Source organism: Glaciihabitans sp. GrIS 2.15 (genome assembly GCF_035984695.1).
Classification (GTDB): Bacteria; Actinomycetota; Actinomycetes; order Actinomycetales; family Microbacteriaceae; genus Lacisediminihabitans.
Window position 1 is genome coordinate 104,191 of record NZ_JAXCHU010000004.1, and the last position, 14,721, is coordinate 118,911.

The 14,721-nt window shown below is 65.2% G+C and carries 12 protein-coding genes; 2 read left to right on the forward strand and 10 right to left on the reverse strand.

The features are described 5' to 3' along the window. Positions 1–3 precede the first annotated feature (3 nt). The 5 genes from RCH11_RS07135 to RCH11_RS07155 all read right to left on the reverse strand — a co-directional run bounded on the left by RCH11_RS07135 (position 4) and on the right by RCH11_RS07155 (position 5,744). Positions 4–918 (reverse strand): ROK family protein, encoded by a 915-nt coding sequence (locus tag RCH11_RS07135; protein ID WP_327056305.1) that lies wholly within the window; start codon positions 916–918, stop codon positions 4–6. Continuing rightward, positions 915–2,366: a glycoside hydrolase family 3 protein gene (locus RCH11_RS07140; protein ID WP_327056306.1), complete on the reverse strand. Its 1,452-nt coding sequence runs from the start codon at positions 2,364–2,366 to the stop codon at positions 915–917. The genes RCH11_RS07135 and RCH11_RS07140 overlap by 4 nt, the downstream gene beginning before the upstream one ends. A gap of 64 nt (positions 2,367–2,430) precedes the next feature. After that, a complete protein-coding gene (locus RCH11_RS07145; RefSeq protein WP_327056307.1) occupies positions 2,431–3,627 on the reverse strand; it encodes an ROK family transcriptional regulator in 1,197 nt (398 codons plus the stop codon). Between the two features lie 58 nt (positions 3,628–3,685). After that, positions 3,686–4,237: a hypothetical protein gene (locus RCH11_RS07150; protein WP_327056308.1), complete on the reverse strand. Its 552-nt coding sequence runs from the start codon at positions 4,235–4,237 to the stop codon at positions 3,686–3,688. Between the two features lie 202 nt (positions 4,238–4,439). Then, complete coding sequence (locus RCH11_RS07155) at positions 4,440–5,744, reverse strand: NADP-dependent isocitrate dehydrogenase (protein WP_327056309.1); 1,305 nt, start codon at positions 5,742–5,744, stop codon at positions 4,440–4,442. A 68-nt stretch (positions 5,745–5,812) separates the two neighbouring features. On the opposite strand from RCH11_RS07155, the gene RCH11_RS07160 reads away from it, so the two are divergent. Next, positions 5,813–6,265 carry a GNAT family N-acetyltransferase gene (locus RCH11_RS07160; RefSeq protein ID WP_327056310.1) on the forward strand — a complete coding sequence of 151 codons (453 nt, stop codon included), beginning with the start codon at positions 5,813–5,815 and terminating at the stop codon, positions 6,263–6,265. Further along, entirely contained in the window at positions 6,255–6,713 is a 459-nt protein-coding gene (locus RCH11_RS07165; RefSeq protein ID WP_327056311.1) for an MGMT family protein, read from the forward strand. The genes RCH11_RS07160 and RCH11_RS07165 overlap by 11 nt, the downstream gene beginning before the upstream one ends. Positions 6,714–6,980: 267 nt before the next feature. Here RCH11_RS07165 and RCH11_RS07170 read toward each other — a convergent pair whose 3' ends face one another. The 5 genes from RCH11_RS07170 to purN form a co-directional block, all read right to left on the reverse strand. After that, on the reverse strand, positions 6,981–8,795 hold the full coding sequence (locus RCH11_RS07170) for an ABC transporter ATP-binding protein (RefSeq protein WP_327056312.1): 1,815 nt from the start codon (positions 8,793–8,795) through the stop codon (positions 6,981–6,983). Beyond that, entirely contained in the window at positions 8,792–10,510 is a 1,719-nt protein-coding gene (locus tag RCH11_RS07175) for an ABC transporter ATP-binding protein (protein ID WP_327056542.1), read from the reverse strand. Before RCH11_RS07175 ends, RCH11_RS07170 begins: the two co-directional genes overlap by 4 nt. A gap of 604 nt (positions 10,511–11,114) precedes the next feature. Then, a complete protein-coding gene (gene ddaH, locus RCH11_RS07180; protein ID WP_327056313.1) occupies positions 11,115–12,326 on the reverse strand; it encodes a dimethylargininase in 1,212 nt (403 codons plus the stop codon). A gap of 160 nt (positions 12,327–12,486) precedes the next feature. Then, the gene (gene purH, locus RCH11_RS07185) at positions 12,487–14,091 is read right to left on the reverse strand and encodes a bifunctional phosphoribosylaminoimidazolecarboxamide formyltransferase/IMP cyclohydrolase (RefSeq protein WP_327056314.1); all 1,605 of its coding nucleotides are present in this window, start codon (positions 14,089–14,091) and stop codon (positions 12,487–12,489) included. Further along, positions 14,088–14,717, reverse strand: a complete 630-nt coding sequence (purN, locus tag RCH11_RS07190; protein ID WP_327056315.1) for a phosphoribosylglycinamide formyltransferase — start codon at positions 14,715–14,717, stop codon at positions 14,088–14,090. The genes purH and purN overlap by 4 nt, the downstream gene beginning before the upstream one ends. Between the last annotated feature and the right edge of the window lie 4 nt (positions 14,718–14,721).

Below are 14,721 nucleotides of genomic sequence, written 5' to 3' on the forward strand. Positions count from 1 at the left end.
TTGTCATCCCTGATCGGGGTCGGCGCCCCCGAGTGCCGCCCCGATCGCCGACACGGAGATCCCCGGTGGGACCAATCGCACACGCTCGGAGAGTCGAAGTGATGCAAGAAACGGCGAACTCACCGACCAGCCGTCGAGCGCAGCGCGCACTCCCGCGATCAGGGGTTCGCCAAGGGAGCTAATGCCGCCGCCGATCACGACTGTCTCTACGTCTACACTCAGCACGAGCACCCGCACGGCGGAGGCAACATTCGCAAGAAACCGCTGCCGCACCTCTATTGCGAGAAGCTCTCCGGCCTCCGCTGCCTCGAAGAGTGCCTGAACGGGCGAGGCCGCTTCGCTCGGCCAGTGCCGCGAGACAGCGGATCCTGAAGCGACCATCTCGAGGCATCCGCGTTGCCCACACTGGCAGAGCGGGCCGTCCAGATCGACCGGGATGTGCCCGATCTCCCCCGCCGTGCCGCGCGCCCCTCGCCACAATCGGCCGTCGAGCACGAGGCCGGCGGCGAGGCCTGTACCCAGATTGAGATACGCCATGGATGCTCGGGGCGGCAGCGCGAGCAGGTGAAATGCCCCGAGGGCTGCGGCGTTTACGTCGTTCTCGACGCGCACTCGCACTCCGAGTACGCGCGCGAGCTCCTCGCCGAGTTCGAGCTCGTCCACGCCGAGGTTGACCGCGTGGGAGACCCGCCCGCTGGCGCTGTCGACGGCTCCTGGTACCCCAACACCCACGGATTCGAATGCGCTGACGGGCACCCGCAGGGTGCTGGCAAGGGCGCTGACGACCCCCGCGGTCGTCTCGATCACCGAAGCCGGGCCGAAGCCGGTCGACACCCTCACCCGGTGCAGGACCGCGCCCGTTTCGTCGATGGCAACGGCATCCGTCTTGGTGCCGCCGACATCCACTCCGACTCTCATGATCGTACCTGCCCTTCCAGCCAGTCGAGCAGCGCAAGACCAAGGTGCCGCGAGGCTCCGAAGGTGGCGATATCGGCGTAGTGTCGTCCCTCGCCCGGCCAGCCCATGTCTACGACAATCGTGCTCGGATGTCTCCGACGGGTGTCGTCGATGAGTTCTCGCACCCACTCTCGCCGATGATTCGCCCTGCCAATGACTATCGGCTGCATGCCCTCTGGCAGGTCGATGACGTCTCCCTCACGCACGATGTGCACCGAGGCCCCCGCCGCTGCAGGACCCCAGGGGGATCCCCCGACGGCGATGTTAGCCGCGGTCTCGATCATGACGATGGAGCGCCGCGGCTCGATTGCGAGCCCGGAGACCTCGTAGGCCGCAGTCTCGAAAACCGCGCGAGAGCGGTCACGCGGGAACGCCAATTGCTTCGTATATTCCGGCAGTGGAATGCGGCATACTTCGTCGGCCAATTCCTGCGCCAGACCGATGACCCGTGCCGAGGCATCAGCAAGACGGGATGGGTCCAGCCTGCCGTCATCGAGCGCGCAAACGAGCGCCCGCTCAATCGAATCGAGCTGCTCGCCGGAGTTTTCCGTGCCGATGCAGAGCAGGTCACAGCCCGCGATCACCGCACGCACCGCGGCCTCGGGGATTCCGATCTCACCGCTTGCTCCCACCATGTCGAGTGCGTCAGTCACGATCACTCCCTCGAACCCCAGTTGGTCGCGGAGCAGTCCCTGCAGCACGATGGACGAGAATGTCGCAGGAAAGACCGGATCAAGCAGGGGCACGCTGATGTGCGAGGTCATAATCGTCCGCACCCCCGCGGCGATGGCCGCCACGAACGGCACAAGCTCGCGTCCGCGCAACTGGTCGAGCGACCGGGTGATCACCGGCAGGTCGAGGTGAGAATCGAGCGCGGTATCGCCGTGTCCGGGGAAGTGTTTTGCAGTGCCCCCGATACCCGTCGACTGAAGTCCCCGCACCCACGCGGCACTGTGACGAGCGACGAGCTCGGGATCGGTACCGAAACTGCGCACCCCGATCACCGGGTTGTCCGGGTTGGAATTGATGTCGACATCCGGAGCGAAATCCAGAGTGCACCCCGCCCCACGGAGCTCCCAGCCCACAGCGGTCGCCACCGCCGCAGTGTATTCCTCGTCGTCGATGCGTCCGAGAATCGCGTTGCCCGGATACGGCGAACCGAGACGGTCGTGGAGCCGCGTGACATCGCCACCTTCTTCGTCGATGGCAATGATCGCGAGGGGATTCGCCGCGTGGATAGCGGCGGTGAGCGTGCGGAGTTGCCGAGGGGAGGCGATGTTCGGCCCGAACAGGCAGACTCCGGCGAGACCGTCGCGGAGACGTGCCGCCAGCCAATCGGGCAGGGTCGTTCCGGTGAAGCCAGGAAGCAGGATGGCGCCGAGGGGGTTCACCGTAACGGTTTTGGACACCGGGTTCCTTTCTGCGATGTATTTGTTAGTGGAGCTTACTAACGTGGATGGTTCGAGCGAAAGGTCAGGAGACACCCAGCCGGGCCGAGATCACCATCACTGCGGCACCGCGCAGCACGATGTCATCCCCGAGGGTCGTCAGGCGCAACGTCAGGTCCCCATGAAACGGGGCCATCGTGCGACTGCGGATCGTTTCAAGGGTCGCGTCGACGAACAGACCGCCGAGTATCTGTCCCGGACCGCTCAGCACAACCTGGCCAAGGTTGAGCGCGCCGACAATCGGAGCGAGTGCGATGCCAAGGCGGCCGGCCGCCTCGCGCAACACGTCATCGCGTCCCGCCTCGGAGGGAGCATCCATCAGCTTCGCTTCAAGCCTTGGCACGGCGATCCAGGTTTCGAGACACCCCTGTTTGCCACAACTGCACTGCTGGCCGCCATCAGTGCCGACAACGACGTGACCGATCTCGCCCGCGGCGAAACGGCTGCCGTAGAGCGGGCCGCCGCCCAGCAGCAATCCGGCGCCGACACCCCGGCCAATTCGCACGAGCATCAGGTCCTCCCGGGCGTCGCCAAAGCTGTGTTCCGCGAGAACGGCCGCATTCGCATCGTTCGCGACGACCACCGGAACCCCGAATCGCTCGAAAAGATACGCCTGGAGCGGCACGTTGGTCCACTCGAGATTCGGCGCGGTCACCACGAGCCCGGCGAGGTCCACGATGCCAGGCGACCCCACCCCGATACCGAGCAGAGGCGCCGAGACGAGAGCCAGCAAACGCTCCGTAAGAGCGACGACCCGGTCGAGCGCGGCCTGCCCCGTGATCCCCGTGAGAGGCAGCTCCGCTCGCCGCACGATGTTACCGCGGAGGTCGAGCACCGCACCGCGGAACACCGCGAAGTCACTGAGATCGACGCCGACGACCTGAAACGAGGAGTGATCGATGTCAAGCAGGATCGCCGGCTTGCCGGGTCGGGCACCCCCACGCTGGCCAATCTCCACGAGAAGCCCCTCGGCCATGAGCTCGGTGACGAGCTCGGACACGGTGACGCGGGTGAGTCCGGTGCTGCGTGCGACATCCGCTCGACTCCGCTGTCCGGTCGTGAAGAGCGACTGAAGCACCAGGGCACGGTTGTGTCCGCGAGCGTGTTCCGGCAGCACCTTGGCGCTGGGCCGCAAGGCCCGCCCGGAAGCCGCTGTGCTGCTCTGGGAGAGGAACGAAACACGCGCGCGCGGCGATTCCGTGCCGTCCACTGGCTGCGTCATGTTTGTTAGTAAAGCCTACGAAGGGGGGCGCAGCAACACGCCCCCGTCGATGGAGCGGTTAGACGATGACCACGTAGCGCTTCGTTGGGCTCGTCGAGCCGGCGAAGGAGGGGTTCTCCGGTGCGATTCCGGTGTCGAGGTCACCGAGCACGATGCCATTGCCCGCCTTGTCGAGACCGCCGATCTTGTCCCGGACGCCGCCCGTGCCGTCGAGGCCGAGGAACGAAGTGGACGGAGTGGCCGTCACGTGCTTGAGCTCATCCGGAGCCAGGGTGTAGGACTGGTCGATCTTCACAGCCGCGGCGTTCGCGACATCTTTCTGCCGAGTCACCAGGTACTGGGAATAGGTCTGGGCGGCCGTGGCCCGTGCATTGAGCTGCTTGCCCGCATCCGGCTTGGTTGCCGCATAACCATTGACCCCGCCGCGATAGGTTGCGACGGCCGGATCGGCCAGTGTCACGATGTAGCGTCCGGGCGTGAAGGTGGTCTGGTGCTGCCCTCCGATTCCGGTGGGGGCTGCTGAGGCGCTGAGGGCCCCTCCCGCCATGAGGGAGGCGACGCCGAGGGTCGAGAGTACTTTCCGAATGCTCAGTACTTTCCGAATGCTCACAGATAGGTCCTTTTCGTGGAAGGTGAATCTCTGCCGGGCAGACGGGAACTGCGCGTGGTGGTTTCAACCTAGAGTTCTACCCCTGTTTCGGGGATAGCTCGTTACCCTTCCGTTACAGGAATGTCCCCCGTTCGTCCACAGTGGGAGCAATCGGGGGACACTTCGTCCGCGGCGAGACCACGATCTCCGGATCACCGAGCAACTAGCCCAGGCGGGCAGCCAGGTTCTTGTCGAGAGTGTCGAGGAACTCCTCCGTGGTCTCCCACTTTTGGTGCGGTCCGACGAGGGCCGCGAGGTCCTTCGTCATGTGGCCGGCCTCGACCGACTTGATGACGACATCCTCGAGGGTCGTGGCGAACTCCTCGAGAGCGGGGTTGCCGTCGAGGGTTGCGCGGTGCGAGAGGCCGCGAGTCCAGGCATAGATCGACGCGATCGGATTGGTCGAGGTTGGCTTTCCCTGCTGGTGCATGCGGTAATGACGGGTCACCGTTCCGTGAGCAGCCTCGGCCTCGACGACGGATCCGTCCGGAACTGAGAGCACCGAGGTCATGAGACCGAGAGAGCCGAAGCCCTGTGCGACGGTGTCGGACTGCACGTCGCCGTCATAGTTCTTGCAGGCCCAGACGTATCCGCCCTCCCACTTCATGGCGGAAGCCACCATGTCATCGATCAGGCGGTGCTCGTAAGTGAGACCGGCTGCCTCGAACTTCCCCTTGAACTCCGCCTCGAAGATCTCCTCGAAGATGTCCTTGAACCGGCCGTCGTAGGCCTTGAGGATCGTGTTCTTCGTCGACAGGTACACCGGGTAGTTGCGGGTCAGGCCGTAGTTGAGACTCGCGCGGGCGAAGTCACGGATCGAGTCGTCGAGGTTGTACTGCACCTGCGCGACGCCGTCGCCTGGCGCGTCGTAGACCTCGAACTTGAGCGGCTCCGAGCCATCCTCGGGGGTGAACTCAACAGTGAGCTTGCCCTTTCCGTGGAAGCGGAAGTCGGTGGCGCGGTACTGGTCGCCGAACGCGTGGCGTCCGATGATGATCGGCTTGTTCCATCCGGGAACGAGGCGCGGGATATTCGAGATGATGATCGGCTCGCGGAAGATCACGCCGCCGAGAATATTGCGGATCGTGCCGTTCGGCGACTTCCACATCTTCTTGAGACCGAATTCTTCGACGCGCGCCTCGTCGGGCGTAATGGTGGCGCACTTGACGCCGACCCCGTGCTTCTGGATGGCCTGGGCCGCATCGATAGTGACCTGGTCGTCCGTCGCGTCGCGGTGCTCGATGCCGAGGTCATAGTACTCGAGGTCGATGTCGAGGTAGGGGTGGATCAGGGTGTCCTTGATCTTCTGCCAGATGATGCGCGTCATCTCATCGCCGTCCAGTTCGACGACAGTCCCCACTACTTTGATCTTTTCAACCTGGCTCTTCGGCAACCGATTCTCCTTACCCGACGGGGCATTCTGCGCACCGCGTGCAAGCTTACCGGTTTCCGAAAAGTATCTCGACATCGAGATACTTTTCGGACCAACGACGACTTGGACTACCCCGAATCGGTGCCGGGGGTTACCCTGTGCTCATGGCTGAACTGAGACTGGAAGAGTTGTCGGCGAGAACAATCGTTGCCGCCAACAGCCTCACACTTCGACGCGGGCAGGAGCAGTTCGTCACTCCACCGTCGTATGCGATCGCGGATGCGTACCTCAGCCCCGTGACATCCTGGCCGCGGGTCGTGCTCGACGGCGACACGGTGGTCGGCTTCATCCGGGGCAATTTCGACCCGGAGGCCACCCAGGAGGAATTCCGCAGCTGCATTTGGCGCGTCACCGTATCCGCGGACGCTCAAGGCACCGGGGTGGGGCGCTTCGCGGTGTGGGCGCTCGCCGAGGAGGCCCGCCAACGCGGCTTCGATCGCATCACCGCGATCTGGGAAGAGGGCGAAGAGGGACCGGAGCAATTCTTCCTGCACACCGGCTTCACTGTGGTCGGCGAGACGCAGTACGGCGAGAAGATCGGGGAGCTTGGGCTGTGATCCGATTTCTGACGGGCATCGGCGCATCGCTCATACGGATCGTCACGGCCGTGCTCCTTGGATTCTCACGTCGCAACCCGGAGCCGACCCGACCGACGCCCCGCCCACCGACGCCCCGCCCACCGGAGTACCGGCCATAGTCGGGCCCTCAGACGACTTCGTCTCCCGGGTGCTCGCGGTGGTCGAGTCCATCCCGAGCGGTCGGGTGATGACCTACGGCGATGTCGCCGCCGCCGTAGGATCGCGCGCCGCACGGGCGGTCGGCCAGACCATGGCCTACTACGGGTCGGATGTTTCGTGGTGGCGCGTCATCCGGGCGAGCGGGCTCCCCGCGGTCGATCACGAGTCGCGGGCTCTCGAGCATTTCCGGGCCGAGGGCACGCCGCTGACGTGGTCGGCATCCGGGTCATTTCGGGTGGACTTCGCGACCGCGCGCTGGCGACCGTAGCGGTCATCCCGCGCGTGCCATTTATGATTGCCGCGGTCGACCCTCACCACTCGCAGGCAATGCACGGTGGTTGGGGCACCGGGCCGCCCGGCAACTGCGGGTGGGACGAACAACGCCAGCGCGCTCCCGTTCCGCAGGACGATGTCCTGCAGAACGGGAGCGCACTGGTGCAGGACATCTCCCTGTGGAACGTGAGTCTCGCCGGGCGTGTTGTCCCCGAACCACCGCGCACTGCCTGCGAGTCGGCCGAAGACCAGCGCCACCGTGTTAGACCAACGACTCCCGCCAGGCCGCGTGCAGCTTCGCGAAGCGGCCGGTTCCCGCGATGAGGTCACGCGGCGCGCCATCCTCCACGATGATTCCGTGCTCCATCACCAGCACTCGATCGGCGATCGCCACCGTCGAGAGACGGTGCGCGATGATGATCGCCGTGCGGTCGGCCAGCAAGGTCTGCAGACCCTCCTGCACCAGCCGCTCGCTCGGGATGTCGAGAGACGCGGTGGCCTCGTCGAGAATCAGCACAACCGGGTCGGCGAGAAACGCGCGCGCGAACGAGATCAGCTGCCGCTGGCCAGCGGAGACGCGACCACCGCGCTTGTTGACATCGGTGTCGTAGCCATTCGGCAGAGACTGGATAAACTCGTGCGCGCCCACGGCCTGTGCGGCTGCGCGGATTTCTTCGGCGGTCGCCTCGGGCTTTCCGAGTGCGATATTGTCGCTCACCGAGCCCGAGAACAGGTAGGCCTCCTGCGTCACCATGACGATCGCTCGCCGCAGATCCTTCGGATGCAGCCGGCGAAGGTCGACGCCGTCGAGCGAGACGACGCCGTCCGAGGGGTCGTAGAACCGCGCGATGAGCTTCGCCAGGGTCGACTTGCCCGCCCCTGTCGATCCGACAAGCGCAATGGTCTGTCCGGCGGGGATGGCCAGATCGAAGTGTGGCAGGATCACCCGGTCGGCCTGATAGGCAAATTCCACCTCCTCGAAATTCAGCTCCCCTTTCGCCTGCCAGAGATCGATCGGGCGCGTGGGGTCGGGCACACTCGGCTGTTCCTCGAGGACGCCTGAGATCTTTTCGAGCGCTGCCGTCGCGGACTGATACGAGTTGTAAAACATCGCCATCTCTTGCGCGGGTGCGAAGAACGATCTCGTGTAGAGCAGCGCAGCGAGCAGCACGCCGATCGCGAGGCCTCCGCCCGCCACACGCAGGCCACCGACGAGCAGCACTACGGCAAGTGCCACGTTGCCGATCAGCACGAGGCCGGGGTCAAGCACTCCGAAGAGCTTGATAGTGCGCAGGTTGGCCAGTCGGTAGTCCTCCACGAGCCCCGCGAACTCGGTCTCGTTTCGCTTCTCCTTACGGAACGCCTTCACCGCACGGATGCCGGTCATCGTCTCCACGAATTGCACGATGAGGCGAGCTGATGTCGTGCGCGTCTCGCGGAACGCTTTCTGCGAGCGCACCTGGAACCAGCGGATGAGGAAGCCGAGAGGGACAAGCGAACCGAACAACACGATTCCGCTCACCCAGTCAATCGAGAACAGCGCCACGGCGATGAAGACCATGTACAGCCCACCCTGGATCAGCTGGTTGATTCCCGAATCGAGCAGTTCGCGAATGGCATCGAGGTCGCTGGTCTGGCGCGCGATGATGCGACCGGAGGTGTAGCTCTCGTGGAATTCGAGGCTCAGGCGCTGCGTGTGCAGGAACACCCGTTTACGCAGGTCGATGAGGATCGCCTGGCTGATGCGCGCCGTGAGCACGGTGTACCAGGCGATCAGCACAGCCCCGATCACCCCGGTGAAGAGGTAGGCCCCGACGGCGAAGCCGAGCGGCACCCAGTCGTGCTTCACGAGGGCAGGCAGGCCGGTATCGATTCCGAACGCGATGAGTGCGGGACCTGCGACCTGCGCCGCCGACGAAATAACCACCACGATGATCGTGAGGGTGACCCGCGCCCAGAGCGGCCGCAGCAAGGAATTCAGCAGGCGTAGCGACCGGTCCCTGATCTGACGGCTCTCCACCTTGCTGAAGTCGTTGCGCTCCTCGCCCTCGACACCGGTGATATTAGCGGTACTCATGCGTTGACCTCCTGGGCTTCGCGCTTCTCTTCATCTTCGAGGCTCGAAATGACGAACCGGTAGTGGTCGCTCGAGAGGAGTAGGTCGCTGTGCCGACCGACGGCAGTGATGCGGCCGCGTTCGAGCAGCGCAACCCGGTCGGCAAGCATGACCGTCGAGGGGCGGTGCGCCACGATGAGCGCGGTGGTGGAGGCGAGCACCCGGCGGAGCGCGGCCTCGACGAGCGCCTCGGTATCCACGTCGAGCGCAGAGAGCGGATCGTCGAGCACGAGCACTTCCGGGCGGGCCGCCACCGCGCGGGCGAGCGCGAGCCGCTGGCGCTGGCCGCCGGAGAGGCTCAGCCCCTCTTCACCCACCCTGGTATCGATTCCGAACGGAAGGTCGTAAACGAAGTCCGCCTGCGCGATGTCGAGTGCTTCTGCGAGGTCGGCATCCGATCCCTCTGGGCGGCCGAGCATCACGTTGTCGCGCACGGATGCCGAGAACAGCGTCGCGTCCTCGAACGCCATGGCGATATGGGTGCGCAGGTCGAGCCTGGCGAGATCGCGGATGTCGACCCCGTCCAGTCGAATTGAGCCCCCGGTGACATCGTAGAGCCGTGTGGTCAGGGCGGTGAGGGTGGACTTGCCAGAGCCGGTGAGACCCACGACCGCCATCGTCTCCCCTGGCTCGAGCTCGAGGTCGATCCCGTCGAGCAGGTCGTCGTACTGGCTCGGCGAATCCGAGTAGCGAAAATGCACGTCGTCGAAGACGAGACGACCCTCGGGCTTGTCGACGGTCTTCGGATGCTCGGGATCGGCAATGGTGTTCTTCGCGTCCATCACCTCGAAGAAACGGTCAGCCGCAGTGCGCGTGTCGAAGGTCATCGAGAGCAGGAAGCCGATCGACTCCACCGGGAAGCGCAGCACGGTGGCAGTGGCGAAGAACGCCACCAGCTGGCCGACCGAGATCTCGCCCGCTCCGGCGAGCCAGACGCCGCCGAGCAGGCAGAGGCCGAATGTGACATCCGGAACCATCAGCAACCAGAGCCAGATTCCCGCGATTGCCTTCGCCTTCTCGATCTCGGTGCCGCGCAGGTCCTCGGCTTGGGAGGCGAAGTTCTTGAGCGCGTGCTGGCCGCGGCCGAAGGCCTTGAGAACCCGGATGCCGTGCACCGACTCCTCGACGGCGGTCGCCAGATCGCCGGCCTGGTCCTGGCTTCGGCGCGCGACCACGGAGTACTTCTGTTCGAAGAGGTAGCCGTAGATCCAGAGCGGAATCGAACAGACCACGAAGACCAGGCCGAGGATCCAGCTGATCGAGAGCAGGAAGACGAACCCGATGAGGATCGTGATCGTGTTGACGACGAGCAGCACGATGCCGAAGGAGATCCAGCGGCGCACCAGGTTGAGGTCGCTCACGGCGCGGGAGAGCAGCTGGCCGCTCGCCCAGCGGTCGTGGAAGTTCACCGGCAGGTCCTGGAGTTGCTCATACAGCGAGTTGCGCAGGTCCGCCTCGACGTGGGTGCCGGGCTGCAGCACGAACCAGCGACGGAACCAGATCATCACCGCTTCGAGAACACCGAGCCCGAGCACGGCGGCGACGGGCCACCAAATCTGGCTCGAGTCACCGTGCTGCAGCGGACCATCGACGAGGGAACGCAGCACCTGCGGAATGAGCAGGGCCACGAGCGCCGCGATGAGCGCTGACACCATGCCGAGGTAGATGCGCGGCATGGCCGGTTTGGCCCAGGGGTAGATGCGCACGATCGAGGCGAAGGTGCCCTGGCGTTTGGCTTCCGGGGCTTTCCTGGACGACTTCTTGGTCGAAGGAGAGCGGGATGTGTTGTCTGCAGACACAGGGTTTCCTTGCAGATTGGTCGGCGAGCATCGTTTGATGGCAGCCGGAGAAAGTAGATGTGGGAGATGTGGATGTTGCCGTGCGACCGCGAAAACAGGGGCCGGGCGACGAACAGTGAAGCTGATGGGGCGGCACCAGGCGGTGAGCGGCCCCGGTCGCTACCGGGTCTGGATGGACGGGACGTTCAGGAGGACGGCACCACGCATCGCGCCTGCAGTTGCGAAAAATGTGATGGTCATGGTGTCCTCCGGAACAGTTGTGTCTTCACCAGGTGGCTTCGGCTAGACCCTGTTAAGGACCAACCGAGCAGCCTTACAGGATATGCCTATGAATCGCCGAGCCACAAGGTTTGCCACGAATCCGATGCACAATCGGGGCGCGCACACGCGCCGAGCGGCGCTCTGATGGCGACCTGGTCGGCGGCGTGATCCTGCCCGCACTTGGACTCCAACCCGCCTGGCCGTTCAGTGGCCCGCGAACTCAGCGCACACGAACCGACAGGCACGTGACGCAGCCCTCCAGCTTCTCGAACTCGCTGATGTCTGCGGTGAGCACCCGGTACCCAAGGTCGGCGATCAGTGCGGAGGACTCCGGGGCGGCCGACGACATCAGCACCGTATCATCCGCGAGCACCACCACAGCCACGCCCTCTGCCTCTGGCACCGCGAGATAGCGGCCAAACACCGAGGGGTCATCCACGAGCGGGGCATACCCGATGACCGTGCCATCCGGCAGGGCGGTGACCGCGCTCTTGAGGTGCAGGGCTTTCGTCACCGGCACCGCGACCACGGTATAGCCGAGCGGCGTTACGAGCGCCCGAAGCTGTCGAATGCCCTCCGCATTCGTGCGCCCGCCTCGGCCGACGTATACGGTGCGCCCCACCTTCAGCACGTCCCCGCCGTCGAGGGTGCCGGGCATCTCGATGCGTCGGATCGTGAGACCAAGCTCGGTGACGATGCGCTCCGCTTCCACGATCTCGCCCGCGCGGGAATCCGCTCCGGGGCTTCCGATCACCGCGGTGTCGCCGAAGACCACCATGGTGTCTTCCACAAACACGGAGTCGGGTTGCCCGGTCGCGACCGGCACCTCCACGATGTCCCAGCCCGCGTTCGAGAGCAGCGCAACGTATTCGTCCCACTGGGCGTTGGCGAGTTCGAGATCGACGGGCACCCGCTCGAGGTGAGTGAGTTCGCCATCGGCCAGCGTGTCTGCCGGTGCCCGTACTATGGCGATGCGACGGGTGCTGGCATCCGCTTCGCCGCCCACGAGGCGTCGCCAGACGGCGTTGCCGGCGGTAACGGTGCCGATGATCGTCGCAAGCACGAACGGCAGGTTAGGCCCGCCGAGGGTGGAGACCAACTGGCCGACGGCGCCCCCAGCGAGCGTCGATCCGCCGCTGACCAGGGTGACGGCCGAGCCCACGAGCGCGCCAGCGACACCCGCAACAATGCCGCCGATGAGACGCAGGTACCAGAAGCGGTAGATGCCGATGAGCGCGAAGGCGGCAAGCAACACGAAGACCACAAGGGTGGAGCCAACGAAGAAATCGAATAGCTGGCCGAGCGTCGCCGGATTACCGCCGAAGAAGAGCAGCGAGACAGCGGCGAGCGCGATGAGCGATACCGAAAGTGCGGAGACGACCGCGCTCGTGAATCGGCGCAGGAGTGGTACGTGGGCGTTCGAGGAAGTCATGGGTCACGACCCTATTGGATCTCGGTGGGGGATCTGCTGTGCCACCCCGGTGCGGCGACACGGCCGCTGTGCGGTCGGCGCGGCGGCGAGTGACACGCGCGCCCGAATTTTCCGGCACGAGTGTCACTCACGGCCGCGGTGGCGTTTGCCGCGGGGATTGCTAGTGGTAGAAGTGCCGCTCGCCCGTGAAATACATCGTGACACCGGCTGTCTTCGCCGCCTCGATCACATCGGAGTCGCGGATCGACCCGCCGGGCTGAACCACCGCCCGTACCTTCGCGTCCAGCAGTATCTGAAGCCCATCGGCAAAAGGGAAGAAGGCATCGGATGCCGCGACCGAGCCGGCCGCACGATCCCCGGCCCGCGAAACGGCGAGTCGGCACGAGTCCACACGGTTGACCTGGCCCATGCCGACACCGACGGATGCCCCGTCATCCGCCAGCAGGATCGCATTCGACTTGACCGCTCGAACCGCGCGCCAGGCAAAGTCGAGGTCGGCACGGGTGGAATCATCCGCTTCTTCGCCGGCGACGAGGGTCCAGGCGTCACTGGAGAACTCGTCGAACACATCGGGCTTTTGCACGAGCAATCCACCGCTGATCTGCTTAAATTCGCGTTTCTCGCGCTCGTAGAACGGAGGGAGCTTGAGAAGACGCAGGTTCTTCTTCGTCTGCAATAGCTCCAGAGCTTCGGGATCGAAGTCGGGCGCGATCACGACCTCGGTAAAAATATCCTTAACAGTGCGGGCCATCTCGATCGTGACCGGGCGGTTGGCGGCGATCACCCCACCGTAGGCCGAGACCGGATCGCAGTCGTGAGCGCGCTGATGAGCGGACGCGATCGGGTCGCCGGCTCCACGCGCGACCGCGATGCCGCAGGGCTGGGCGTGCTTGATGATCGCGACGGCTGGCTCGCTGAAGTCATAGGCGGTGCGGAGCGCGGCATCCGCGTCCACGTAATTGTTGTATGACATCTCCTTGCCACCGAGCTGGGTCGCCTGAGCGATGCCTGCGCCGTGCTCGGTGACGTAGAGCGAGGCATCCTGGTGCGAGTTCTCGCCGTAGCGGAGCACGTTCTTGAGGGATGCGGTCACGCTGAAAGTGTGAGCTTCGTCGCGGGGATGTTCCGCCCGGATTCCCACATTGGCGGCGAAGAACTCGGCGACGGCGGTATCGTACGCGGCGGTGTGGGCGAAGGCCTCCCCCGCGAGTCGCTGGCGCTGGGCGAGAGTCGTGCCGCCGAGGGTCACGGCCTTGATCACCTGGGCGTAGCTGTCGGGTGAGACCACGACCGCGACGTTGGCGTGATTCTTGGCGGCGGCGCGCACCATCGCCGGACCGCCGATGTCGATCTGCTCGATCGCGTCGTCGCCGGTCACCCCGGAGGCGATCGTCTCAATGAAGGGGTAGAGGTTCACCACCACGAGCTCGAACGGGCGGATTCCGAGCTCCAGAAGTTGCGCCTCATGGTTCGCGAGCCGGAGGTCGGCAAGGATGCCGGCATGGATGGCGGGATGCAGGGTCTTCACGCGCCCGTCGAGGGTCTCCTGGAATCCGGTGACGCTCGCGACCTCGGTGACCGGATGGCCGGCATCCGCGATCGTCTTCGCGGTCGTGCCGGTGGACACGATCTCCACCCCGGCTGCCGCAAGGGCCGCCACGAGCTCGAGCAGACCGGTCTTGTCGCTCACAGAGATGAGGGCCCGCGTGATCGGGATGGTGTCCCGCGCTCGATACTCGGACGGGTCGTGGGTCGGTGCGCTCATGGGCGTTCGCTCCTCTGGTCGGCGGCTGCCGTGTCGCCGGCCGCTGTGGTCTTGAGATCGATGATGCCGTTGGCGATGTCGAGCACGGCCTGCACGAGCAGTTCGCGTTCGACCGGCTTGATGCGGTCGTGGAGGGTGGATTCCGTGTCGCCCGGCAGCACGGGTACGCGGCGTTGCGAGATGATCGGTCCGGCATCCACACCGTTATCGACGATGATGATGCTCGCGCCGGTCTCGGTAACGCCAGCCGCGAGGGCATCCCGCACCCCATGGGCTCCCGGGAACTCGGGAAGATAGGCCGGATGCGTGTTGATGAGATTGGGGCTCAGGGCCGCGATCACCCGCGGCGGCAGCAACTTCATGAACCCGCTGAGGATCACGAGATCCGGTTGCCAGACGCGGATTTGTTCGAGCATGGCATCGCCCCAGCTCTCCCGGTCGTCGAAGTTCGACAGCGCGGCGGCAAAGGTGGGGATGCCGTAGGCCTCCGCATGCTCGAAGCCGTCGGCATCTCGATCCGCTCCGACGGCGATCACCCTGGCCGGGAACTCGGCGTCTTCAGAGGCTTCGAGAAGCGCACGGAGGTTCGACCCTCCGCCCGAGATCAGCACTACTAGTGAGAGCACCACC